Here is a 22,593-nt window from a genome sequence, read left to right as displayed (position 1 = left end):
GCTGCGGCGGCTGGCCCCGACCGTGGATGCCGCGGGCCAGGTGGTCAGGAGCTCGACGTGGGTGAGACCGGGCCGTAGACCGGGTCGACGTCAGCCATCTCGATGTCTGCGGTCGCCTGGATGAGGGCGAGGAGCTCGGGGTCGAGTCCCGGGGCATACTCTTCGAAGCGTTCGTCCGCGATGGTCGACGGGACACCGGCCGGTGCCTGCTCGCTCGCGTCGAGCTCGGTGCCGTCGCCCGAGGGCGACATGCCCCGGAAGATCTTTCCCGCCTCGGAGGCGCCGGTGAGGTCGAAGGTGTACTGCTTGCTCTGCAGCCCGAGGTCGAGAAGCTTCTTCACCTCTGGGAACCGCTCTGCGTCGGTCTTGGGGATCGGCAGCAGCTTGCCCCAGTCCACGCCCAGCGTCTCGAGCGCCCTGGCGTAGGCGTTCTCGTGTGCTTGATCGCGGACGATGAGGTAGGAGACCGTCGATCGTGCGGTCTTGTTCTGCGTCATCTCGTAGATCCGGCACTTCTGCAGACGCCCGGTCGACTCGAGCATGAGGTTGTAGAGCAGGTCGAGCACGAGGTTCCCGGAGTTGTAGACGTAGCTCCCGCTCCACGGGTTTCCTGCGGAATCGACAGGCAGCGCACCCTGTGCAGCGACGAGGTAGTGGTGGATGTTGCCCTCGTCGAGAGCGAGCCGCAACGGGATCTCCCCGCCGGCACCAGGGGTGTCGAGAGGGTCAGTCTTCTTCCCGTTGTAGCGCGGGGAGCCGTCGAGCAGCCGGGAGATCGTCGTGCCGATCAGCTCGACGTGGCTGATCTCCTCGGTGCCGATGCCCTGGAGCAGGTCGCGGTAGGGCTTCGCGGCTGCGCCGCGGAAGTTCATGCTCTGGAACAGGTACTGCATCATCGTGCGCATCTCGCCGAACTGGCCTCCAAGGCCTTCCTGCAGCGCATTCGCTGCCGCCGGGTCGGGCTCGTCGGGGACGATCTCGTTGATGAGGCGTTGCACGTGCAGATACATCGTGGTCCTTCCCGTGCTGGAGAGGTTCCCTCGCCCGGAAGGTGCACCCGCAGACCTGGGACCGTCCTTGGGCTCAGGTGCTGGTGCACGTCGGGTGTGCGACCGCGGTCGCGTTCCCTCATGCAGATTCCGCGTTGGCCTACTCGTGGTGGGGTCGCCGCGTGATGAGGTTGTGGTGGCCGAGGGAGCTGTGACGAGCGCCGGTCCGTCGGGTCCTGTTTTCACTGTAGGACGGGAGCCAGGGACCCGCGACACGACCGGTCACCTCATGCCATCGCCGCGGCGCCGGTCCTCAGCGACCGCCGTCAGGCCCACCGGCGCTGTCGTCCGAGCCATCGTGGTCGTCACGAGCCGTGTCGTCTGGCCCGGTCAGGCGGATGCTGCGCCCCCGCTCGACGGCGTCCAGGCGCTTGACCTCCTGCTTGTCGCTGGCCCGGGTGTCCCGCGGCGGCAGCTGCAGTGTCTCCTCTGCGGCGATCCCACCCTGGAGCTGACGTCCCCGCTCGAGCTCGGAGTCGAGCTCGGCTCCGAAGAGCAGCGCGAGGTTGGTGATCCACAGCCACAGCAGGAGGACGATCACTCCGCCCAGTGCGCCGTAGGTCGCGTCGTAGGAGCCGAACCGGGACACGTAGAAGCCGAACCCCACGGAGGCGAGCGCCCACACGACGATGGCGACGAGCGCCCCGATGCTGAGCCAACGGAACCTTGGCTGACGCACGTTCGGGGTGGCGTGGTAGAGCACGGCGACGATCCCCACGATGAGGAGGAGCACGACGGGCCACTTGGCGATGTTCCAGACGGTGACGGTCGTGGAGCCCAGCCCGACCACCTCCCCGATCGCCTCGGCGACGGGACCGGTGAGCACCAGGGCAACCACCACGAGCACCGCCATCACCAGGACCGCGGCGGTGATCAGGAGCATCACCGGGCGCAGCTTCCAGATCGGCCTGCCCTCCTCCACCTCGTAGATCCGGTTCATCGCCCGCCCGAAGGCTCCGACGTATCCGGACGCCGACCACAGGGCCAGGGCCACGCCGACGATCAGCGCGATCCCTGCCCGGTCTCCGTTCCCGGCGACCTGTTCGATCATCGGCCGGAGCGTGTCGACGACCTCGGCGGGAAGCACGGACGACGCGATGTCGAGGATGTCGTCGACGATCTGCCCGCTGTTGCCCACCAACCCGATCAGCGAGACCAGGGCCAGGATGGCGGGGGCGGAGGCGAGCACCGCGTAGTAGGTCAGCGCGGCAGCGAGGTCGAGGCACTGGTCCCGCTGGAACTGCCTGAACGTCATCCGGGCCGCGTACTTCCAGGACCGGGCCTCCAGGTCCGGCGGTGATTCCGGCTTGCGCGGGTCCTCGGGATGCGGTGCACCTTTCGTCCCCTCGGTCTCGTTGGACTGTCCGTGCATCTCCACCATGAGCTGGCTCCCTGTCTCGGTTCCGGCAGCCGTCCCCCTCGATGAGGCGTTCCCGGGTCGGCCACCTCACCCTGCCAGTACTCGGCCCACCCCGCGAGGGCACCCGCACGGGTGTGCTCTACCTCATCACCTTCGTCTCGATCACGACCCTCGGGCTCTACGAGACGATCCGAACCGACCCGACCTTCATCACCGGTCCGGGCCCGGACAACGCCGTGATCATCGGCGGCAACCTGGAGTTCATCGTGGCGCTGCCGTCGAGCGTGACCCCGCGCTCGGCTCGCTGCTGTACCGGTCACGGCTGGTCCTGCGGATCCTCACCATGCGGCCCCTCACTTCACTGTAGAACACCCGAGGGGGCTTGCCACAAGGCCCCCGGCGGAAGGGAGAATCGTTCCTTCTCCGGCAGGAGCCTGCCGAGACCCGACCTCGATGGGGGCTCCATGATTGACGTGATCATCGCCGGAGGCGGACCGACCGGCCTCATGCTCGCCGGTGAGCTGCGGCTGCATGGCGTGGGTGTGCTCGTGGTGGAGAAGGAGACCGAGCCGACCAGGCAGGTCCGCTCGCTCGGCCTGCATGTGCGCAGCATCGAGATGCTGGACCAGCGCGGGCTGCTCGAACGGTTCCTCACCCACGGCCGGAAGTACCCGCTGGGCCCCTTCGCCGGTATCGAGAAGCCGCCACCGCAGCTCGCCACCGCGCACTCCTACATCCTCGGCATCCCCCAACCCACGACGGACCGCCTGCTGGCCGAGCACGCCCACGAGGTCGGTGCCGAGATCCGGCGCGGCGCCGAGCTGGTCGCGCTGTACCAGGACGAGGACGGGGTCACCGTCGACCTGGCCGACGGCACGCACCTGCGCTCGCGCTACCTCGTCGGCTGCGACGGCGGGCGCAGCACGGTGCGCAGGCAGCTCGGCGTCTCCTTCCCCGGCGAGCCTGCCCGGGTCGAGTGGCTGCTGGGTGAGATGGAGGTGGCCACGCCGCCGCAGGAGCTGGCCGCCGTGGTGGCCGACGTCCGCAGGACCCACAAGGGGTTCGGGGCCGGGCCCTCCGGGGACGGGGTGTACCGCATCGTCGTGCCCGCCGCGGGAGTGGCCGAGGACCGCTCGGCCCCGACGCTGGAGGAGTTCAAGCAGCAGCTCCGCGTGGTCGCCGGCACCGACTTCGGCGTCCGCTCCCCGCGCTGGCTCTCCCGCTTCGGCGACGCCACCCGGCTGGCCGAGCGTTACCAGGTCGGCACGGTCCTGCTGGCCGGCGACGCGGCGCACGTCCACCCACCGTTGGGCGGGCAGGGCCTCAACCTCGGCATCCAGGACGCGTTCAACCTCGGCTGGAAGCTGGCCGCCGAGGTCAACGGCTGGGCGCCGGACGGACTGCTGGCCAGCTATCACGCCGAACGGCACCCGGTGGCCGCCGACGTGCTGAGCACCACCCACGCGCAGAGCGAGCTGATCTCGACCGAGCCGGGGCCGCGCGCCGTGCGCCGCCTGCTGTCAGAGCTCATGGACTTCGAGGACGTCAACCGGTACCTGATCGAGAAGATCACCGCGATCGGGGTCCGCTACGACGTCGGCGCAGGGCATGACCTGCTCGGGCGACGGATGCGGGACGTGGGTCTGGGGCGAGGGCGCCTCTATGCGCTCATGCACGGCGGCCGCGGCCTCCTGCTCGACCAGACCGGCCAGCTCTCGGTCGAGGGCTGGGCAGATCGGGTCGACCACGTCGTCGACACGAGCGCTGAGCTGGATGTGCCCGCTGCCCTGCTGCGCCCGGACGGCCACGTGGCCTGGGTCGGTGACGACAGGGAGGAGCTGCGCAGCCATCTGCCACGGTGGTTCGGCGCCGCCGCGCGCTGAGCACACCCGGGCGCACTCGACGGTGCGCAGTCTTGTCCTGCGAGGTCAGCCGCCTCAGGCTAGCGTCGGACGATGACCGATTCAGCAGAGGCACCACAGACCAACAAGGCCGCGAAGATCCTGTACCGTCCCTTCGGGCTCGTGAGCTCGATCACCGGTGGGCTCATCGCCGGTCAGATCTTCAAGAAGCTCTACAAGCGAGCCGTACCCGGGCATCGCACCGAGACGCCGAGCCCGTTGCAGTCCCAGTACTCGCTGCGCGAGATCGTGATCGCGGCGCTGATCCAGGGTGCCATCTTTGCGGGGGTCAAGGCCGCGATCGACCGCGGCGGAGCACGCGCCTTCCAGCGGTGGACGGGTGAGTGGCCGGGCGAGTGACACCCATCATGGCCGGTCTCACGATCGCAGGACATCCCCTCCCTGCGAGGACAGCCTGACCTTGCTGGCGACCGCTCGCATTCGAGAGTAGAACTCGATCATGTCCAGTTTCGGGAGCGCCGTCCGTCGGTACCCGCTCGTCGCCGCGACAGTCGCGGTGGCTGCGATCGGGGCGGTGCTGTCCGCGTCGTCGTGGGCGTGGTTCGTGCCGTGGCTGCTCGGCGGGTTCGCCGCCGCGATCGCGTCGCGGTCGGCCGTGCACATGATCCGCGACCTGCTCCGGGGGTCGTTCGGCGTCGACGTCCTCGCGGTGACCGCCGTCGCCGCGTCGGTGGCTGTCGGGGAGTACTGGGCCGCGCTCATCATCGTGCTCATGCTCACCGGCGGGGAGGCGCTCGAGGACTACGCCGCCAACCGTGCCAAGCGCGACCTCACGGCGCTGCTCTCGCACGCCCCCCAGATCGGGCACCGGCTGCGGCCCGACGGCTCGACCGAGGACGTCCCGGTCGAGTCCATCATGGCCGGGGAGCGTGTCATGGTGCGCGCGGGCGAGGTGGTGCCGGTCGACGGCGTGCTGATCACCGCGCTCGCCGACTTCGACGAGTCGTCGCTGACGGGTGAGAGCCTGCCCGTCGAGCGCGTCGCCGGGCAGGAGGTGCTCTCCGGCGGTGTGACCGGGTCGGTGGCGGTGACCCTCGAGGTGACCCGCGCGGCGAAAGACAGCCAGTACCAGCAGATCATCGCCCTCGTCGAGGAGGCGTCGGAGAGCCGGTCCCCGATGGTGCGCCTGGCCGACCGGTTCGCGATCCCCTTCACGCTGGTCGCCTTCCTCATCGCCGGCGTCGCCTGGTGGGTCTCCGGTGATGCGGTGCGCTTCGCCGAGGTGCTCGTGGTCGCCACACCGTGCCCGCTGATCATCGCCGCGCCGGTCGCGTTCATGGCGGGCATGAGCCGCGCCGCCCGCGAGGGCGTCATCATCAAGAGCAGCGCGACCCTGGAGAAGCTGCACCGGGCGCGGTCCGTCGCCTTCGACAAGACCGGGACGCTCACCCGTGGCAAGCCGGAGCTGACCGCCGTGCGGACCACGGGCGCCGTCCCGGTCGACGAGCTCCTGCGGTTGGCGGCGTCGGCCGAGCAGTTCTCCTCCCACGTCCTGGCCGCGGCGGTGCTGGAGGGCGCGGCGGCGCGCGGACTCGACCTGTCCGGGTCGGAGTCGGCCGAGGAGTCGACGGCGAACGGCGTGACCGCCCGGATCGACGGGCGGAGCGTGGTGGTGGGCAAGCGCTCGTTCATCGCCGCCGCCGCAGGTCATGACGTCGCCCGCGCGCCGCTCGAAGCCGGTGAGCTCGCCGTGTACGTGGCGGTCGATGCGGAGTTCGCAGGCTCGTTGATCCTGCGTGACGAGGTCCGCGCCAACGCTCGCGACACGATCGCCGACCTGCGCACCCAGGGCATCCGCGAGATCGTCATGCTCACCGGTGACGGACGCCAGGCTGCCGAGCACGTCGCCGCGGGCCTCGCCGTCACCGACGTCCGGGCCAACTACCTGCCCGCCGACAAGGTGAACGCCGTCAAGGGGATCACCAGCCGCCCGGTCGTCATGGTGGGCGACGGGGTCAACGACGCCCCCGTCCTGGCGGCCGCAGACGTCGGGATCGCGATGGGAGCCCGCGGCTCGACCGCGGCGAGCGAGTCCGCCGACGTGGTCATCCTGCGCGACGACGTGGCGCTGGTCGCCAGGACGCTGGCGGTCGGGCGGGAGACGGTGACCGTGGCGCTGCAGAGCATCTGGGTCGGCATCGGCTTGAGCACGGTGCTCATGGTCGTGGCCGCCTTCGGGGTCCTGCCCGCCATCGTCGGAGCGTGGTTCCAGGAGGGCGTCGACGTGGTGTCGATCCTGTGGGCCCTGCGCGCTGCGGGAGGCCCACCCGGGCGCTCCCCCGCGACGCGTGCCGTCACCGCTCCGGCCGACGCCCCCTCGGCACCGGCCGGCACACAGCGCTGAGCCGCTGCTGCCCGATCGTGCGGCTGGGTGTCTCAGCAGGGTGGCTCAGCAGGGTGGCTCAGCAGAGTGTCTCAGCAGAGTGTCTCAGCGGCCGAAGAGGCGGGCGAAGAAGCCGGGGCCCCGCGGCTCAGCCACGTGCCCCTGGCACCGGTCGGCCGTCCGGACCCCGCGCATGACCTGGTCCACGTGCTGCCCACACCCGGCCCACGTCGTCTTGCCGCACTGCTTGCACGCCACTGCTCGACACATCTAGTGTTCTCCTTCGTCATGCGGCCAGGTCGCTCGTCGACCCGGCCATGTCACCCACCATACCCCCTAGGGTATAGTGGTCGAACAGATCACTCGTGCCGCTGAACCAGCCAGAAGGTCGTGACCGTCGTGAAGACTCCCCAGTCGCCAGACTCCCTCAGTGCGGCGTCGTCGGACGACGCCCAGGCGGTCAAGAAGGTCGCCAACCGCCTCAAGAGGGCCCACGGACAGCTCGCGGCGGTGATTGCCGCAGTCGAGAGCGGTGGTGACTGCCGCGACGTCGTCACCCAGCTGGCCGCGGTCTCGAGCGCCCTCGACCGGGCCGGATTCGTCATCATCTCGACCGCGATGCGACAGTGCCTCACCGAGGACACCGAGCCCGACGAGACCACCGCAGGCGCAGCCCCCGCCAAGCTCACGGTCGCCGAGCTCGAGAAGCTGTTCATGGCTCTCGCCTGACGCATCGTGGCTGGTCAACGCTCTCACCGACAGACCGCCGTCCGGCAGTGACCTAGGATCTAGGTCTTGGAGAACCCCGGCTACCACGTGCTGGCCGGTAGCGCAGGCCGATGGACGGAAGGTGGGGTCGATGGCCATCGAGGCGCCACGTCCTGCCCATCTCTCGGAGGTCTCCCTCCCGCAGCAGCAGCAGCAGCAGGCGCGGGTCGCGCGTCTGCTGCGCGGTTTGCTCGCCGCGACGTTCTCCACCGTCGTCGCCCTGTTCTCCCACATCCTCGCCGGCGCATCGATGCCTGGGCCCGCCGGCATCGCCGTCCCGCTCGTGTTCGCGACGTCGGCGTGCGTGCTCCTTGCCGATGTCCGGCTGTCCTGGCTGAGGCTGTCGGTCTCCGTGGTCGCAAGCCAGACCCTCTTCCACACCCTGTTCGTCGTGGGTACCGCCCCCGCCGCGACCCTGCTGCTCACGAGCGCCACCACCCCAGGTGCCGGTCATGGTGGGCACGGCGGACACGCGGCGATGACCCTCGCCACCTCGGGGCAGGCGCTGTCCCACGCCGGCCACTCCGGCGGCTGGATGTGGGTGGCGCACGCCGCAGCCGCCGTGGTGACCGTCACGACGCTGCACCGCGGCGAGCGCGTGCTCTCCCAGCTCAGGACGACGGTGGGGCGCATCGTCTCTCTCCTCGCACCGCCCGTCACCCGGATCCGAGTCCTGGCGACCCAGGCCTGCCCGTCGGCGTCGGACACGGATGGCACCTGGGTGCCCGTGCTGCGGCCTGTCGTGAGCTCCGGCGTCGTGCGGAGAGGTCCACCAGCAGCTGTGCTGGCCTGACCTCTCACTGTCTCTCTCTCAGCAAGGACCCCTCCTCATGCACGCTCGCTTCCTCATGCCCTCGCTCGCCCTCGCCACCACGCTCGTCGCGCTCTCCGGGTGCGCCGGCTCCGACTCCTCGGCAGAGCACACCAGCCCATCCCCCGCCCTCGCCGCCGACTCGGTCACGATCGACGACGCCTGGGTCAAGGCAGCCGACTCCGGCATGTCCGCGGCCTTCGGCGACCTCACGAACACCGGGACGCAGGACCTCACGATCGTCTCCGCCACGACGCCCGCCTCGGCCAGGCTCGAGCTCCACGAGACCGTGGAGGACAAGAGCGGCTCGGTGAGCATGCGCCAGAAGGACGGCGGGTTCACGATCCCGGCCGGGGGCCTCCTGACCCTCGAGCCCGGCGGCAACCACCTCATGCTCATCGACCTCACCGCCCCGGTGCGAGCCGGTGACGCGGTCTCCGTCACGCTGACCTTCTCCGACGAGTCCACCGTCGAGTTCACCGCCACGGCCAAGGACTATGCAGGGGCGAACGAGACCTACGAGGAGGGTGAGATGGACCAGGGCGAGATGGGCGACCACTCCGACATGGACATGGACGACAAGTAGTGGCCCGCGACCAGGACTCCGAACCTGGTCGCGGCGGCCCCACCCGGCGACAGCTGCTCCTCGGAGGAGCTGCCGCCGGGCTCGGCGCCGTGGCCGCGATCGGCTCCGACCGCCTCGTTCAGGGTCAGCGTGACCCCGCGACACCTGAAGCCACCCAGGCTCCCGCCGGTGGCCTCACCATCCCCTTCTACGGGACGCATCAGGCCGGGATCGACACCCCGCCGCAGGCGCACACCACCCTGCTCGCCCTCGACCTGCACCCCGAGACCGACCGGGCGGCGCTGCGCCGGATGATGCAGGTGCTCTCCGACGACGCCGCGCGCCTCACCCAGGGCGCCGCAGCGCTGGCCGACTCCGAGCCCGAGCTCGCCGGTGTCCCGGCGCGCCTCACGGTGACCTTCGGCTTCGGTCCCGAGCTCGTGCGCAGGGCTGGCGGGCCGGCGGACCAGCCGTCCTGGCTGCGCCCACTCCCACCCTTCGCCGTCGACAGGCTCGACGACGCCTGGAGCGGGGGCGACCTGCTCATCCAGGTGGGAGCCGACGACGCGGTCACCGTCGCCCACACCGTGCGCATGCTGCGCAAGGATGCCCGCAGCTTCGCCGCGCTGCGCTGGACCCAGCAGGGGTTCCGGCGGGCGCACGGGTCCGAGCAGCCAGGGACCACGATGCGCAACCTCTTCGGCCAGGTCGACGGGACCGTCAACCCCGCCCCGGCCACGACCGACTTCGACGGCCTCGTCTGGATCTCCCAGGGCTGGCTCGCCGGCGGGACGAGCATGGTCGTGCGCCGCATCAGCATGGACCTCGACTCCTGGGACCACCTCGACCGCGTGGGGCGCGAGCTGTCCACCGGACGGTTCCTGGCCGACGGCGCCCCGCTGACCGGCACCCACGAGCACGACGAGCCCGACTTCGAGGCGACCACCTCGCTGGGCTTCCCGGTCATCGCGGAGTTCTCGCACATGCGCCGGGCCCGCTCGGAGGACACGAGCCAGCGGATCTTCCGTCGCGGGTACAACTACGACGACCCGCCCACCGGGGACCAGGTGTCCAACTCCGGGTTGGTCTTCGTCGCCTTCCAAGCCGATGTCGACGCCCAGTACGTCCCGCTCCAGCGGCGTCTGGACGAGCTCGACCTGCTCAACCAGTGGACCACGCCGATCGGTTCATCCGTCGTCGCCATCCCTCCGGGGTGCCGCGAGGGCGGCTTCGTCGGCGACACCCTCCTCGGGTGAGAGCCTGCGGGCCTATCGGCCAGGGCAGAGGGGTCATCCCACCCTGGCGAGGCGCTCCTCGACGTGGTGTGCTGAAGGCAGAGGTCACGGAATCGACTGAAAGGGGTGGCGACATGGACGTCGTCGATGCTCGTATCGAGAAGATCCTGGCGGCGGCCGCCCTGGCGCCGAGCGTGCACAACACCCAGCCCTGGGCCGTGCAGGTTCAGGGCGACAGGATCGCCGTCCACGCCGACCCGTCGCGACAGCTGCGCCATGCCGACCCGTCGGGCCGGGAGATGTACATCAGCTGTGGTGCGTTCTTGTACAACCTCAGAGTCGCCGCTCGCCGGGAGTCGTTGATCGCGCGCGTCGCGGTGCTGCCCAGCCCGTCCGACGATCTGCTCGTCGGGCGGGTCCACCTCGAACCTGCCCTGGGGCCGGAGGTGGACGAGCTGGAGCTGTCGGTGGCTCTCGGGCGGCGTGCGACGTCCCGGGCCCCCTTCGACGACCAGCCTCTCGACCTGGACGTGCTGCGGGAGATGCAGGAGGCGGCGCGGGACGAAGGGGGTGACCTCCGGGTGATCCACCCGTGGGACCCGGTGCGCCCACAGGTGCTCGAGCTGGTGCGCCGGGCGGAAGGTCTCGCCGCCGAGGACGCCGTAGGCCGCGGAGAAGAAGCGGCGTGGACGGCCACCGACCCCAGCCGCGGGGACGGGATCCCCGCCGACCTGCTCGGCCCGGCCAGCTCCGACGACCAGGCGCCGGTCCGCCGCTTCTGGGGCAGTGCGGGTGATGCCGCCTTCGAGCACCGCTCCACGATGGCGGTCCTGTCGACGGCGGACGACTCACGTCAGGCCTGGGTCGCGGCCGGTGAGGCGCTCGAGCACCTGCTCCTGGTCGCCACGACGTACTTCGTGCATGCCTCGTTCGCGACCAACGTCCTGGAGAACCCGACCACCCGCCACGACCTGCGCCGCGCTCTCGACCTGCCAGGATATCCGCAGATGCTCATGCGGCTGGGATACACCGGGACCCAACGGCACACGCCGCGGCGCCGGGTCGAGGAGATCATCACCTCGACCCGACCCGCCGTCCCGGGATCCGACGTCCAGGACTGACCCTCACCCCGTGCCGGTCATGACGACCTTGAGGGCGGAGGTCTTCGCAGCGTCGGCGAAGACGCCGTACGCCTCATCGACGTCCTCGAGGGCGAAGCGGTGGGTGACCAGCCGCCCGACGTCGATCTGGCCTGCCTCGACCATGCGCAGCAGGGTGGGGGTGGTGCGGGTGTCGACCAGCCCGGTGGTGATGGTCAGGTCCCGGATCCAGTCTCGTTCCAGGTGCAGCGTCGCCGGGGAGCCGTGCACGCCGACGTTGGCGACGTGCCCGCCGGGGCGGACCATCTCGACGCAGGCCTCGAAGGTCGGCGCCGTCCCGACCGCCTCGATCGCGACGTCGGTGCCCAGTCCGGCGGTGAGGTCGCGGACCTGCTCGGTCGTGTCCGGGCCCGCGGTCAGGGCGTGGGTGGCCCCGGCAGCGCGCGCCACCGCCAGGCGGTTCTCGTCCAGGTCGACCACGGCCAGCACGGACGGACTGAACAGCTGGGCGGTCAGCACCGCGGCGAGCCCGATCGGACCGGCGCCCACGATCACGACGGAGTCCCCGGGGCGCACCTGAGCGGAGAGGACGCCGACCTCGTAGGCCGTCGGGAGGATGTCGGCGAGCATCAGCGCCGCCTCGCTGCTGATCGTCTCGGTCAGCCGGTGGGTGGAGGTGTCCGCGAACGGCACGCGGACGTACTGGGCCTGCGTGCCGTCGATGCGGTGTCCCAGGATCCATCCCCCACCGCCCAGGCACTGCCCGTAGCTGCCGTTCTTGCAGTACTCGCACCGTCCGCAGGACGTGATGCACGAGATGAGCACCCGGTCGCCGGCGGCCACGGTGCTCACGCCGGCGCCGACCTCGACGACGGTGCCGACGGCTTCGTGGCCCAGGATGCGGCCCGGGTCCACCGTGGGCACGTCCCCTTTGAGGATGTGCAGGTCAGTCCCGCAGATGGTCACCGCGTCGACCCTGACGACAGCATCCTGAGGATCCTGCACGAGCGGGTCGGGCACTTCGCGCCAGGCTCGTCGTCCTGGCCCGTCGAACACCAGAGCTTTCATGGTCTCCTCCATGTGTCGAGCGCTAAGTGTCTGGCGCTCCAGCATCAGCCCGACCACGGGCGTCCCGGTAGTCCCAGACGTCCTGTACCCCGGGGAGCCAGAAGACACCGACGTGGGGAGAGCGCTTGCTGATCCCTGGGGCACGAGCCCTGCCGAAGGGCCCGTTCCCCCAGGGGCCTGGCGGCCCTGGTGAGATCGTCCGGCTCGGTGGAGCGTGGGGTGGAAGAAGGTCAGCGCCCGGAGGTCACCATGAGCACCACCCAGGACCAGCCGATCGTGGTTGGTGTCGACGGATCCCCCGATGCGGGGCGCGCGCTGCGCTTCGCGGTCGCCGAAGCGATGCGGACGGACTGCGAGCTGTGGCTGGTCAACGCGATCCACGAGGTCGTGCCGTTCGCACCGATGTGGCCGATGCTGATGAGCGAGACGCTCACCGACATCGGGCACGAGCTGCTCGCAGACGCTCGACTGATCGCCGACGACCTCTCCAAGGGCACGGTGCGGACCCGGCCGCTGACCTCGCTCGGCCCCGCGATCCAGGTCTTGTCCTCCGCTGCCGAGCAGGCCCGCCTCGTCGTGCTGGGCCACCGCTCAGCCGGTGTGATGGAGCGGATCTTCACCGGCAGCACCACCTTCGGCGTGGTGGCCCGGGCGCGGTGCCCCGTGGTGAGCGTCCCCCACGAGTGGTCCGACGACCACCACTACGACCGGCTGGTCGCCGCGATCGACGGGTCGGCGGCTTCCTCGTCCATCCTGGCACGAGCCTTCGCCGCCGCACACGAACGCACCGCTCACCTGGAGGTCGTGCACTGCTGGCGCATGGACCCCTTCTACAACTACCTGGTCGACGAGTGGTCGGTCCAGCAGGAGTGGAACGAGCAGACCCGAGGCATGATCTACGAGCTCGTCCAGGAGTGGACGCAGCGATACCCCGACGTCCAGGTCACCACCCGGCTGGAGTACGCCGAGATCGCCGACGCCCTGGTCCGCAGCTCCCAGCACGCCGACCTCATGTTCGTGGGCCGCCACGGGCACGGCGGGCTCGGCACGAGGGTAGCCATGACGAGCCCCGGCAGCACGACACGCGCCCTCCTGCAACATGCCCACTGCCCCCTCGAGGTCATCCCGGTCGACTGGCCGGCCCCGACCGGGGCCTGGGAGCCCGACAGCTGAACCATCGCCCCCGTCGTCCCTGCCGGGACGGCACGACCAAGGAGGACGAACATGAGCACGACCCACGAACCCAACCGAATTGAGCCCACCGGCTCGTCCAGGTCGCAGGGTGCTCACCACTCGGACGCCACCCAAGACCGTCCCGCGCTGCGGTACGTCGGGGCACTGATCCGGATCAGCATCGGCTGGATCTTCCTCTGGGCCTTCCTCGACAAGCTCTTCGGGCTCGGCCACGAGACCCCGTCCGAGTCGGCCTGGATCGAGGGGGGCCAACCCACCGCGGGGTTCCTCCAAGGAGCCACCTCCGGTCCGTTCGCGGACTTCTACCAGGACCTGGCCGGCCAGGCATGGGTGGACTGGGTCTTCATGATCGGGCTGGCCGCCATCGGCCTGGCGTTGATCCTGGGAATCGGCATGCGCCTGGCGGCCATCGCTGGGTCGATCATGCTCGTCCTCATGTGGACGGCCGTCCTCCCACCGGCGAACAACCCCTTCATGGACGACCACCTGATCTACGCACTCGTCCTCATTGCGCTCGCGCTCGGCAACGCCGGCACCACCCTCGGGTTCGGGCGTCAGTGGCAGCACACACACCTGGTACAGCGGTGGCCGATCCTCGCCTGACCCTCCGAGGTCACCGCACGGCGCGGACGCCCCGGGGTCGAGGCCGGCTCCGGGGCGGCGCTGCGCCCACCTCGGGATTCTCGACGGGAGGATGGTGTGGATCAGGAATACGCTCGAGACGTGGACAGGACCTCGGCTGAGGTGCAGGACGCGATACTGCGGGCGGTCGGCGGTGTCTCCTCCGACTTCGACCTGCGCGATCTGCTCGTCGGCGTGGTGCGCGCCGCGTGCACGGTCTCGGGCGCCCGCTACGGTGCCCTCGGGGTGATCGGCCACTCCCGGCGCCACCTGGTGGAGTTTCACGCCGAGGGAGTCAGCGACGAGGAGCGGGGACAGATCGGTGCCCTACCCACCGGGCACGGCCTTCTGGGTCACCTCATCGACCACCCCGAACCGCTGCGGGTCGACGACCTGAACACGCACCCCGCCGCCACCGGCTTCCCTCCGGGGCACCCCCCGATGACGACGTTCCTCGGGCTCCCCATCCGGGTGCGCGATCGAGTGTTCGGCAACCTCTACCTCACGGACAAGACCACCGGGTCGGCGTTCACCGCCGACGACGAGAACGCCGTCGTGGCCCTGGCGCACCTGGCGGGAATCGCCATCGAGCACGCCAACCTCCTGATCACGACCGAACGCCGCTCGCGCTGGCTGGAGGCCACCGCGCTCATGCCCGCCGGCGTCCTGCGGGCGCTCACCCCCCACGAGGCCCTCGAAGCGGTGCTGCACGGAGCCCTGGAGGCAGCCCAGGGGCTCACTGCCATCGCCATCGCCCCGACCCCTTCGGGACAGTTCACGGTCCGGGCCGCCGTCGGGGATCTCAGCACCGACCCGGCTGTGACCCTGGAGCGGCTCCACCCGACCCTCATGCTCGCCATGGCCACCTCGAGCACCCGCTGGATCGACCTCCCTGCCGGAGGAGCGGTCATGACCCGCCTGGTCATCGACACGCTCACCCGCGGTGCGCTCATCGTCGTCATGCCGCGGGGCCATTTCGCCGAGAACGCGGCCGACGCCTCAGACCTCATCGCCAACTACGCCGGCCAGGCGTCGCTCGCCCTCGAGCGCCACCACACCCGAACCATCCAGGAGCAGCTCGCGGTCCTGGCTGAGCGCAACCGGATCGCCCGCGACCTGCACGACGTCATCATCCAGCGGCTGTTCGCCCTCGGCCTGCAGCTCAAGACCATCAGCAGCGCCGCTGAACCGGCGACCGCTGATGGCCTGCACACGGTGATCGACGATCTCGACGCGACGATCGGGGAGATCCGCCGGTCGATCGTCGACCTCCGACCGACGCACCAACAGCTGTCCATCCGGGCCAAGATCCAGGGACTGGTGACCGAGTACGCCCACGTCCTGGGCTACACACCGTCCCTGACCATCACCGGTCCGCTGGACACCCTCCTGGACTCCTCCCTCCATCATCACGTCGTCGCCGTCCTGCGGGAGGGGCTGTCCAACAGCGCCCGGCACGCCTCGGCCCAGCGGGTGTGGCTGGCCATCAGGGTCTCCCCCGCCGAGCTCACCTGCACGGTCGCCGACGACGGCGCCGGCGCCGACCGGTCGAGTCCGCGCAGCGGGCTCCGCAACCTCGCCGAGCGTGCCACCGAGCTCGGAGGCACCCTCGAGGTCACCGACCGCCACCCGCACGGCTGCCTCCTCACCTGGCAGGTGCCGCTGCCCTAGGCCCGGGCCTGCGTCTACGGGTGGAGCTTGGTCGCCAGCACGGCCGCCTGGGTCCGCGACTCCAGGCCCAGCTTGGTCAGGATGCTCGAGACGTAGTTCTTCACCGTCTTCTCCGACAAGAACATCGCGGAGGCGATCTGCCGGTTCGTCCTGCCCTCGGCGATGAGCGTCAAGACCCTGTGCTCCTGATCGCTCAAGGACGCCAGGGCCGGCACCTGGGCGGGTCCCTGACGCACCCGCTCCAGCACCCGCGAGGTCAGCGCCGGGTCGATGAGGGACTGGCCGGCACACACCCTGCGCACCGCGGTGACCACGTCCGAGCCGGCGATGACCTTCAGCAGGTACCCCGACGCGCCTGCCATGATCGCCGCGAAGAGCGCCTCGTCGTCGTCGTAGGACGTGAGGATCAGGGCGTGCACCTCGGGGCACGTCGAGCGGAGCTCGCGGCACACCTCGATGCCCGAGCCGTCCGGAAGGCGGACGTCCAGCACCGCCACGTCGGGACGCAACGCAGCGAGATCGCGCACGGCAGCCTGAGCCGAACCTGACTCCCCGACGACGTCGATGTCGCCCTCCGCCTCGAGGAGACCCTTGAGCCCGCGGCGGACGATCTCGTGGTCGTCGAGCAGATACACCCTGATCCGCTCCATGCCTCTGTTCTACCCTCGGCCGCGCTCACGGGCCATTCCGCAGGGAGCTTCACGGTCTCTCCGTGGGCGGCGGAGTCACCAGGGAGTGCGCGCCTTCCAGTCGACGACGCTCAGCGGGACCGTGAGGACGGGACGGTGCTGGTGCTGGGCGAGGTGCACCGCGACCGCCCCTTCGAAGAGCTCGCGCATCTTGGCCCCGGGCCCCGGTGCGCGTGAACCGACGACGATGACCGCCGCGTCCACCGCGCGGGCCAGGTGCGTCAACGCCCGATCGGCACGGCCGGCCAGGTAGTGGAACTCCCAGTCCACGTCCACGTCGGCGAGGAGCCGCTGCAGATGCGTGCGCAGGTGCGCGTCGGTCTCGAGCCAGTCGTCGTCGACGCCGTCCGGGTCCAGCGCGCGGTGGCGCACGGTGCCGTCCGGGAACTCCCGATCGACGAAACGGGAGGCGTCGACGTAGGCGAAGTGCAGCCGTGAGGAGCCGATCCCCTGGGCCAGCGACACCGCGGTGACCGCGACGAGATCAGGCTGGCCGGGGACGACGCCGATCACGACCGGATGCCCGGCGAACGGGGTCAGCCGCGCGGTGCTGGGCTGGGGGACGTCGGACATCAGGAGCCTCCCCGGGTGGAGCTGTACCTACCTCATGCCACTGTAACAACGGGTGCGTGGGTGGTGCCCGGGTCGGTGAGGTCGGTGAGGTCGGTGAGGTCTGCCAGGTCGGCGAGGTAGTGCTGGGCGTCCAGGGCGGCGGCGCACCCGGACCCGGCGGCGGTGATGGCCTGGCGGTAGGTGTGGTCGACGGCGTCCCCGCAGGCGAAGACTCCGGGGACGGTGGTGCGGGTGGTGCGGCCCTGGACGGTGATGTAGCCCTCGGGGTCCAGGTCGACCTGGCCCTTGACGAGGTCGGTGCGGGGGTCGTGGCCGATCGCCACGAACAGCCCGGTCGCGTCGATCTCGCGTTCGGCGCCGGTGACGGTGTCGCGCAGGCGCAGACCCTCGACCTTGCTCTCGCCGTGGATGGCCACGACCTCGCTGTTCCAGGCGAAGTCGATCTTGGGGTCGGCGGCGGCACGCTCGGCCATGATCTTGGAGGCGCGCAGCGCACCGCGGCGGTGCACCAGGGTGACCTTGGAGGCGAAGCGGGTCAGGAAGGTGGCTTCCTCGACCGCGGAGTCGCCCCCGCCAACCACGACGATGTGCTGGTCGCGGAAGAAGAACCCGTCGCACGTCGCGCACCAGGACACCCCACGCCCGGACAGGCGCTTCTCGTCGGGAAGGCCCAGCTCGCGGTAGGCGGACCCGGTGGCCAGGATGACCGCGCGGGCGGTGTAGGTGTCCCCGTTGCCGGTGCGGATCGTCTTGACCGGCCCGGTCAGCTCCACCTCGGTCGCGTCGTCCCACTCGATGAGGGCCCCGAACCGTTCGGCCTGCTTCTGCATGTTCTCCATGAGCTCAGGGCCCATGATCGCGTCGGGGAACCCGGGGAAGTTCTCCACCTCGGTGGTGTTCATCAGCGCGCCACCGGCGGTGATCGACCCGGCCAGGACCAGCGGGGCCAGCCCGGCCCGGGCAGCATAGACGGCCGCGGTGTACCCGGCCGGCCCGGAGCCGATGATGATGACGTCATGCGTGGGGGCGTCGTTCATGGGTGCGGTCATGACCGCGCGCCCAGGGTCACGTCGATGCCGAGCTCGTCCAGCAGCACCAGGACGCGGGCCTTGATGTCGTCGCGGATGGGGCGCACCGACGCGATGCCCTGGCCGGCCGGGTCGTCGAGCTTCCAGTCCTCGTAGCGCTTGCCGGGGAAGATCGGGCAGACATCGCCGCAGCCCATGGTGATGACCACGTCGGAGGCCTGGACGGCATCGGGGGTGAGCACCTTGGGCGTCTGGTCGCGGATGTCGATGCCGACCTCGAGCATCGCCTCGACGGCGACCGGGTTGATCTGGTCGGCGGGCTGGGACCCGGCCGAGCGGACCTCGACCTGCCCGCCCGAGAGCGCCTGGAGGAACCCGGCGGCCATCTGTGAACGGCCGGCGTTGTGGACGCAGACGAACAGGGCTGAGGGCTTGGTGGTGGTGTCAGTCATGAGTGTCTCCTGGTGTCGTTGAGGTGCTCGGTCACGCGGGGTCGGGAAGCTCGATGTCGGGGAGCTCGAGGTCAGGGAGCAGGGTGGCGAGCAGGGTACGCACCCGGGCGTCGATCTGGGCGGTGATGGCCAGGACCCCCTCGTGGGAGGCCAGGGCCGGGTCGCCCACGATCCAGTCCTCGTAGCGGATCCCAGGAAGGACCGGGCAGGTGTCCCCGCAGCCCATGGTCACCACGACGTCGGCGGCGCGGACGGCGTCGTCGGTGAGCGGCTTGGGGTAGGCGGCGGCGGTGTCGGCGCCCAGCCCGGCCAGGACGTGGCGCACCCCGGGGTGGATGTCGCCGGCCGGCGCGGACCCGGCCGAGCGCACGACGACGGCGTCGCCGACGTAGCGGCGCACGAGCTCGGCGGCGAGCTGGGAGCGGCCGGCGTTGGCGACGCAGACGAACAGCACCTGCGGGGGCCGGGTGCCCGGCTGCGCGGCCCGGGTGAGGTCTTCCAGGCGCTGGCGGGCAAAGCGTTCGGCGGTCACGACGAGGTGGGACCGCACGCCCGCGCCGCGGGCGAGGGCGGCGTAGGACTCCCGGACCGTGGTGGTCACCAGCTGGGGCTCGAGGTCGGCGAACCGGGCTCGCAGGTCGTCGGCGACCCGGGAGAGCACGGCGTCGACGTCGACCAGACCCGCCGGGGCACCTGGCGCGCCGGCCGCGTCGAGCACGGCGGGGGCGAAGGCGTCCAGCAGGGTGCTCACCGCGCCGCGCAGGTCGGGCGCGATGCGGTAGTAGACCCACGTGCCGCGGCGCTCGGAGGTGAGCACCCCGACGTCCCTCAGGACCTTGAGGTGGTGGGAGACGGTGGGTTGGGCGACGTCGGCGACGGTGGCGATGTCGCAGACGCAGGCCTCCCCGGTGGGGCTGGTGGCGATGCAGGAGAGCATGCGCAGGCGCAGCGGTTCGGCGAGGGCCTTGAGCACCGTGGCCACCTGCGCGGCGGCGTCGGAGCTCATCGTGTGCGCCTCGGGCGAGGCCTGGTCGCAGGAACCGGCGGAGGTGGCGGGGGTCGAGGCGGTGGTGGTCATCGTGTCTTCTCCTTCTCGGGCAGGGTCTGGTAGGGATCGACGTGGAACCAGCGGCGCCCCACCCAGAGGGTGACGTAGACCAGGGCGACCAGGACGGGGACCTCGATGAGCGGGCCGACGACCCCGGCCAGCGCCTGTCCCGAGGTGGCACCGAAGGTGCCGATCGCCACCGCGATGGCGAGCTCGAAGTTGTTGCCGGCCGCGGTGAAGGCGAGGGTCGTCGACTTCGCATACCCGAGGTCGAGCGCCTTGCCCGCGATGATCCCCACGCCCCACATGACGAAGAAGTACACGAGCAGGGGCAGCGCGATGCGCGCGACGTCGAGCGGCTGGGAGGTGACCGCCTCTCCCTGCAGGGCGAAGAGCAGGACGATCGTGAAGAGCAGCCCGTAGAGGGCCCACGGCCCGATGACCGGCAGGTAGCTCTCCTCGTACCACTGGCGTCCCTTGGTGCGCTCACCGATCGCGCGGGAGGCGAACCCGGCGACGAGCGGGATGCCGAGGAAGACCAGGACGTTGAGCGCGATCTGCCCCATCGAGATGTCCAGGCCCGCGGCGTCCAGGCCGAGCCAGCCGGGCAGGATCGTCAGGTAGAAGTAGCCGAGCAGGGAGAAGGCGACGACCTGGAAGACGGAGTTGATCGCGATGAGCACCGCGGCGGCCTCCCGGTCCCCGCAGGCCAGGTCGTTCCAGATGACGACCATCGCGATGCAGCGCGCGAGCCCGACGATGATGAGTCCGGTGCGGTACTCGGGCAGGTCCGCCAGGAAGACCCACGCCAGGGCGAACATCACGGCCGGGCCCACGAGCCAGTTGAGCAGCAGGGAGCTGATCAGCAGGCGTCGGTCCCCGGTCACCGACGCCACCTTGTCGTAGCGGACCTTCGCCAGCACCGGGTACATCATGACGAGCAGCCCCAGGCCGATCGGCACCGAGATGCCCCCGACCTCCATCCGGGCCAGCAGGTCCGAGACGCCCGGCACGAACCGTCCCAGGACCAGGCCGGCGACCATCGCGATGCCGATCCAGGCGGGGAGCCAGCGGTCGAGGGTGGACAGGCGGGTGGGTGCGGGTGCACCGGTGACCGGGGCCGGGCTGAGCGTGCGGGTGTCTGTCACGACGGAAGGCCTCACTGACGAAGTGGCGCGAGCACCGAGGCCCTCGCTCTGTATCTATCTGGCTCTATATTGACTCAAGTCAATACAGAGTGCAAGCGCGGGAGCAGGTGCACGAGCAAGATCAGAGCGCAGCGCGCTCAGGCGAGCAGCTGGTGCAGCCCGGCCGTCCCCGCGGGCGGGTCGGGGACCCACCCCACCACGACCGGTGCGCGCTCCCCTTGACCGGCCACCTCGGCGATCCACCGCAGCTCGTGCCCGGCGCGGGCGCGCAGGACCGGGTCGGTCGTCCCGGTGGCCGACAGAGCCGCGTTGACCACCCACGCGTAGGGCGCGAGCCCGGCACGTGCGAGGTCGTCGCGCAGGGCGAGGGCCTCGTGCACCGGCGTCGCCTCGGCGAGGGCGACGAGGAGGATCCGGGTGAAGGTGGGATCGGTGAGCGAGGCGAACAGGCTCGCGGCGTCGGAGTCGGCCACCCCTGGTGCGGCGCCCGGCGCCTGGGCCGCGAAGGACTGCGAGGACTGCAGCAGCAGCAGGGTGTGCCCGGTGGGCGCGGTGTCGATGACGACGTAGCGTCCGCGGGCGGCGGCCACCGTCCGCGCGAAGGCGTGGAAGACCGCGACCTCCTCGGTGCACGGTGAGCGCAGGTCCTCGGCGAGCAGCGCCATCGCGTCACCGTCGAGGGTCTTGCCGGCCTCGGCGAGCACCGTCTCGCAGTGCTGGGCGGTCTCGGCCACCGGGTCGATCCGGGTGAGGGTGAGGTTGGCCGGGGCGTCGGGCAGCGTGTCAGCGATGTGGGCGGCGGGGTCGGTCGTGGTCAGCGTGACCGGCAGCCCGCGCTCGGCGAGGGCGAGGGCGAGGGCCGCAGCGACCGTGGTCTTGCCCACTCCCCCCTTGCCCATCGTCATGACGATCCCGGGGCCGCCTGCGGCGATGTCCGCCACGAGGTGGCGGAGGGTCTGGGTCGGGCCGGGAACACCCGGGGTGGGTGCCGTGCCGGGGACGAGCGGCGTGCGCAAGGCCTCCAGCCCCACCGGTGAGGTCGCGAAGAGAGGCACGACGTCGCAGGTCAGCGCCGTCGCCAGGGCGGGGGGCAGGTCCGCGAGCGCAGCCTGCTCACGGGTGAAGCGCGCGTGCGCGATCACGTCGACGGTGGCCGGTGCGGTGGCTGGTGAGCTGGCCTGCGACGTGGCGGGCAGGACTCCGTTGATGACGAGGCGCTGGGCTCCCATGCCGAGCTCGGTGAGCTCCCCGGAGGCGCGGGCAGCCTCGGCCAGGGTGGCCTCCTCGGGCCGGGTGACCAGGACGACGGTCGTGCGGGCCGGGTCGCGGAGCGCCGCCAGGCTCTCGGCGTAGGACTCCTGCGCCTGTCCGAGGGCGGAGACCGGGCCCACGCAGGTGACCCCCGCGGTGTTGGTCTCCAGGAAGCCGGTCCATGCGGCGGGCAGAGCGAGCAGGCGCAGGGTGTGACCCGTGGGCGCGGTGTCGAAGACGACGTGGTCGTAGCCGGCTGCGACCTCGGGGTCGGTGAGCAGGGCGACGAACTCGTTGAAGGCCGCCACCTCCACGGTGCACGACCCGGACAGCTCTTCCTCGATCGAGGCGACCGCGGAGGCGGGCAGGACGTCCCGATAGGGGCCCACCACCCGTTCGCGATACTGCTCGGCCGCCTGGGCCGGGTCGATCGTGACGACGTCCAGCCCGCTCACCCCGGGGACCGGTTCCGGGGTGGTGGCCGACGTCGCGTCCATGGCGAAGACCTCGGCGAGGTTGCTCGCGGGATCGGTCGAGACGATGAGCACCCGGCGCCCCTCGTCGGCCAGCGCGACCGCGACCGCGGCCGCGCACGAGGTCTTGCCGACCCCACCCTTGCCGGTGAAGAACAGGAACGGGGTCGGTGCGTCCAGGACGCCCGGGAGCAGGCTCGCGAACGTCACGCGGTCCGAGTCGAGGAGCGGCGCGAGGCTCACG

22 protein-coding genes are annotated in these 22,593 nt (G+C 70.8%); 11 read left to right on the top strand and 11 right to left on the bottom strand.

Going from position 1 to position 22,593, the window contains the following annotated elements:
- Nucleotides 1–44: 44 nt before the first annotated feature.
- Both ACWA15_RS09700 and ACWA15_RS09695 read right to left on the bottom strand, forming a co-directional pair.
- A complete protein-coding gene (locus ACWA15_RS09700) occupies nt 45–1,010 on the bottom strand; it encodes a manganese catalase family protein (RefSeq protein WP_464054882.1) in 966 nt (321 codons plus the stop codon).
- Between the two features lie 292 nt (nt 1,011–1,302).
- Nucleotides 1,303–2,430 (bottom strand): YihY/virulence factor BrkB family protein, encoded by a 1,128-nt coding sequence (locus tag ACWA15_RS09695; protein ID WP_464054881.1) that lies wholly within the window; start codon nt 2,428–2,430, stop codon nt 1,303–1,305.
- A 443-nt stretch (nt 2,431–2,873) separates the two neighbouring features.
- Between ACWA15_RS09695 and rox the strand changes: the two genes are divergently transcribed.
- The 3 genes from rox to ACWA15_RS09680 all read left to right on the top strand — a co-directional run bounded on the left by rox (nt 2,874) and on the right by ACWA15_RS09680 (nt 6,675).
- Nucleotides 2,874–4,292, top strand: coding sequence for a rifampin monooxygenase (rox, locus tag ACWA15_RS09690; RefSeq protein ID WP_464054880.1), 1,419 nt, complete (start codon nt 2,874–2,876; stop codon nt 4,290–4,292).
- A 72-nt stretch (nt 4,293–4,364) separates the two neighbouring features.
- Nucleotides 4,365–4,670, top strand: coding sequence for a DUF4235 domain-containing protein (locus ACWA15_RS09685; RefSeq protein WP_464054878.1), 306 nt, complete (start codon nt 4,365–4,367; stop codon nt 4,668–4,670).
- Between the two features lie 100 nt (nt 4,671–4,770).
- Nucleotides 4,771–6,675: a heavy metal translocating P-type ATPase gene (locus tag ACWA15_RS09680; RefSeq protein WP_464054876.1), complete on the top strand. Its 1,905-nt coding sequence runs from the start codon at nt 4,771–4,773 to the stop codon at nt 6,673–6,675.
- Between the two features lie 84 nt (nt 6,676–6,759).
- Here the strand turns inward: ACWA15_RS09680 and ACWA15_RS09675 are convergent, their stop codons facing one another.
- On the bottom strand, nt 6,760–6,924 hold the full coding sequence (locus tag ACWA15_RS09675; RefSeq protein WP_464054874.1) for a hypothetical protein: 165 nt from the start codon (nt 6,922–6,924) through the stop codon (nt 6,760–6,762).
- A 129-nt stretch (nt 6,925–7,053) separates the two neighbouring features.
- Between ACWA15_RS09675 and ACWA15_RS09670 the strand changes: the two genes are divergently transcribed.
- The 5 genes from ACWA15_RS09670 (at nt 7,054) to ACWA15_RS09650 (ending at nt 11,154) form a co-directional block, all read left to right on the top strand.
- The gene (locus ACWA15_RS09670) at nt 7,054–7,383 is read left to right on the top strand and encodes a metal-sensitive transcriptional regulator (protein ID WP_464054872.1); all 330 of its coding nucleotides are present in this window, start codon (nt 7,054–7,056) and stop codon (nt 7,381–7,383) included.
- Between the two features lie 130 nt (nt 7,384–7,513).
- Nucleotides 7,514–8,215: a hypothetical protein gene (locus tag ACWA15_RS09665; RefSeq protein WP_464054870.1), complete on the top strand. Its 702-nt coding sequence runs from the start codon at nt 7,514–7,516 to the stop codon at nt 8,213–8,215.
- A 37-nt stretch (nt 8,216–8,252) separates the two neighbouring features.
- On the top strand, nt 8,253–8,819 hold the full coding sequence (locus tag ACWA15_RS09660; RefSeq protein WP_464054868.1) for a copper chaperone PCu(A)C: 567 nt from the start codon (nt 8,253–8,255) through the stop codon (nt 8,817–8,819).
- Nucleotides 8,819–10,054, top strand: coding sequence for a Dyp-type peroxidase (locus tag ACWA15_RS09655; protein ID WP_464054866.1), 1,236 nt, complete (start codon nt 8,819–8,821; stop codon nt 10,052–10,054). Before ACWA15_RS09660 ends, ACWA15_RS09655 begins: the two co-directional genes overlap by 1 nt.
- Nucleotides 10,055–10,167: 113 nt before the next feature.
- On the top strand, nt 10,168–11,154 hold the full coding sequence (locus ACWA15_RS09650) for an Acg family FMN-binding oxidoreductase (RefSeq protein WP_464054864.1): 987 nt from the start codon (nt 10,168–10,170) through the stop codon (nt 11,152–11,154).
- Between the two features lie 3 nt (nt 11,155–11,157).
- Here the strand turns inward: ACWA15_RS09650 and ACWA15_RS09645 are convergent, their stop codons facing one another.
- Nucleotides 11,158–12,201 carry a zinc-dependent alcohol dehydrogenase family protein gene (locus ACWA15_RS09645; RefSeq protein ID WP_464054862.1) on the bottom strand — a complete coding sequence of 348 codons (1,044 nt, stop codon included), beginning with the start codon at nt 12,199–12,201 and terminating at the stop codon, nt 11,158–11,160.
- A gap of 249 nt (nt 12,202–12,450) precedes the next feature.
- On the opposite strand from ACWA15_RS09645, the gene ACWA15_RS09640 reads away from it, so the two are divergent.
- The 3 genes from ACWA15_RS09640 (at nt 12,451) to ACWA15_RS09630 (ending at nt 15,687) form a co-directional block, all read left to right on the top strand.
- Nucleotides 12,451–13,374: a universal stress protein gene (locus ACWA15_RS09640; protein WP_464054860.1), complete on the top strand. Its 924-nt coding sequence runs from the start codon at nt 12,451–12,453 to the stop codon at nt 13,372–13,374.
- 51 nt (nt 13,375–13,425) lie between these two features.
- A complete protein-coding gene (locus ACWA15_RS09635) occupies nt 13,426–13,998 on the top strand; it encodes a DoxX family membrane protein (RefSeq protein WP_464054858.1) in 573 nt (190 codons plus the stop codon).
- A gap of 120 nt (nt 13,999–14,118) precedes the next feature.
- Nucleotides 14,119–15,687 (top strand): GAF domain-containing sensor histidine kinase, encoded by a 1,569-nt coding sequence (locus tag ACWA15_RS09630; RefSeq protein ID WP_464054857.1) that lies wholly within the window; start codon nt 14,119–14,121, stop codon nt 15,685–15,687.
- Nucleotides 15,688–15,701: 14 nt separating this feature from the next.
- On the opposite strand, the gene ACWA15_RS09625 is transcribed toward ACWA15_RS09630, so the two are convergent.
- The 7 genes from ACWA15_RS09625 to arsA form a co-directional block, all read right to left on the bottom strand.
- Nucleotides 15,702–16,337, bottom strand: coding sequence for a response regulator (locus ACWA15_RS09625; RefSeq protein WP_464054855.1), 636 nt, complete (start codon nt 16,335–16,337; stop codon nt 15,702–15,704).
- A gap of 75 nt (nt 16,338–16,412) precedes the next feature.
- Nucleotides 16,413–16,949 (bottom strand): universal stress protein, encoded by a 537-nt coding sequence (locus tag ACWA15_RS09620; RefSeq protein ID WP_464054854.1) that lies wholly within the window; start codon nt 16,947–16,949, stop codon nt 16,413–16,415.
- A gap of 32 nt (nt 16,950–16,981) precedes the next feature.
- Entirely contained in the window at nt 16,982–17,998 is a 1,017-nt protein-coding gene (gene trxB / locus ACWA15_RS09615) for a thioredoxin-disulfide reductase (RefSeq protein WP_464054853.1), read from the bottom strand.
- Nucleotides 17,995–18,429 carry an arsenate reductase ArsC gene (locus ACWA15_RS09610; protein WP_464054851.1) on the bottom strand — a complete coding sequence of 145 codons (435 nt, stop codon included), beginning with the start codon at nt 18,427–18,429 and terminating at the stop codon, nt 17,995–17,997. The genes trxB and ACWA15_RS09610 overlap by 4 nt, the downstream gene beginning before the upstream one ends.
- 31 nt (nt 18,430–18,460) lie before the next feature.
- On the bottom strand, nt 18,461–19,507 hold the full coding sequence (locus tag ACWA15_RS09605) for a metalloregulator ArsR/SmtB family transcription factor (protein ID WP_464054849.1): 1,047 nt from the start codon (nt 19,505–19,507) through the stop codon (nt 18,461–18,463).
- Nucleotides 19,504–20,625: an ACR3 family arsenite efflux transporter gene (gene arsB, locus ACWA15_RS09600; RefSeq protein ID WP_464054848.1), complete on the bottom strand. Its 1,122-nt coding sequence runs from the start codon at nt 20,623–20,625 to the stop codon at nt 19,504–19,506. The genes ACWA15_RS09605 and arsB overlap by 4 nt, the downstream gene beginning before the upstream one ends.
- Before the next feature lie 137 nt (nt 20,626–20,762).
- A complete protein-coding gene (gene arsA, locus ACWA15_RS09595) occupies nt 20,763–22,592 on the bottom strand; it encodes an arsenical pump-driving ATPase (protein ID WP_464054847.1) in 1,830 nt (609 codons plus the stop codon).
- Nucleotide 22,593 lies beyond the last annotated feature (1 nt).

The organism is Sanguibacter sp. TS_SC_8 (assembly GCF_055361235.1).
Note: the sequence above shows the minus strand (reverse complement) of the source record. Positions and strands in the feature narration are given on the sequence as shown.

What these genes read in the sequence shown, in the direction of transcription:
- ACWA15_RS09700 (WP_464054882.1), bottom strand. Translation starts at nt 1,010, where the DNA reads ATGTATCTGCACGTGCAACGCCTCATCAACGAGATCGTCCCCGACGAG.
- ACWA15_RS09695 (WP_464054881.1), bottom strand. Translation starts at nt 2,430, where the DNA reads ATGGTGGAGATGCACGGACAGTCCAACGAGACCGAGGGGACGAAAGGT.
- rox (WP_464054880.1), top strand. Translation starts at nt 2,874, where the DNA reads ATGATTGACGTGATCATCGCCGGAGGCGGACCGACCGGCCTCATGCTC.
- ACWA15_RS09685 (WP_464054878.1), top strand. Translation starts at nt 4,365, where the DNA reads ATGACCGATTCAGCAGAGGCACCACAGACCAACAAGGCCGCGAAGATC.
- ACWA15_RS09680 (WP_464054876.1), top strand. Translation starts at nt 4,771, where the DNA reads ATGTCCAGTTTCGGGAGCGCCGTCCGTCGGTACCCGCTCGTCGCCGCG.
- ACWA15_RS09675 (WP_464054874.1), bottom strand. Translation starts at nt 6,924, where the DNA reads ATGTGTCGAGCAGTGGCGTGCAAGCAGTGCGGCAAGACGACGTGGGCC.
- ACWA15_RS09665 (WP_464054870.1), top strand. Translation starts at nt 7,514, where the DNA reads ATGGCCATCGAGGCGCCACGTCCTGCCCATCTCTCGGAGGTCTCCCTC.
- ACWA15_RS09660 (WP_464054868.1), top strand. Translation starts at nt 8,253, where the DNA reads ATGCACGCTCGCTTCCTCATGCCCTCGCTCGCCCTCGCCACCACGCTC.
- ACWA15_RS09650 (WP_464054864.1), top strand. Translation starts at nt 10,168, where the DNA reads ATGGACGTCGTCGATGCTCGTATCGAGAAGATCCTGGCGGCGGCCGCC.
- ACWA15_RS09645 (WP_464054862.1), bottom strand. Translation starts at nt 12,201, where the DNA reads ATGAAAGCTCTGGTGTTCGACGGGCCAGGACGACGAGCCTGGCGCGAA.
- ACWA15_RS09640 (WP_464054860.1), top strand. Translation starts at nt 12,451, where the DNA reads ATGAGCACCACCCAGGACCAGCCGATCGTGGTTGGTGTCGACGGATCC.
- ACWA15_RS09635 (WP_464054858.1), top strand. Translation starts at nt 13,426, where the DNA reads ATGAGCACGACCCACGAACCCAACCGAATTGAGCCCACCGGCTCGTCC.
- ACWA15_RS09625 (WP_464054855.1), bottom strand. Translation starts at nt 16,337, where the DNA reads ATGGAGCGGATCAGGGTGTATCTGCTCGACGACCACGAGATCGTCCGC.
- ACWA15_RS09620 (WP_464054854.1), bottom strand. Translation starts at nt 16,949, where the DNA reads ATGTCCGACGTCCCCCAGCCCAGCACCGCGCGGCTGACCCCGTTCGCC.
- trxB (WP_464054853.1), bottom strand. Translation starts at nt 17,998, where the DNA reads ATGACCGCACCCATGAACGACGCCCCCACGCATGACGTCATCATCATC.
- ACWA15_RS09610 (WP_464054851.1), bottom strand. Translation starts at nt 18,429, where the DNA reads ATGACTGACACCACCACCAAGCCCTCAGCCCTGTTCGTCTGCGTCCAC.
- ACWA15_RS09605 (WP_464054849.1), bottom strand. Translation starts at nt 19,507, where the DNA reads ATGACCACCACCGCCTCGACCCCCGCCACCTCCGCCGGTTCCTGCGAC.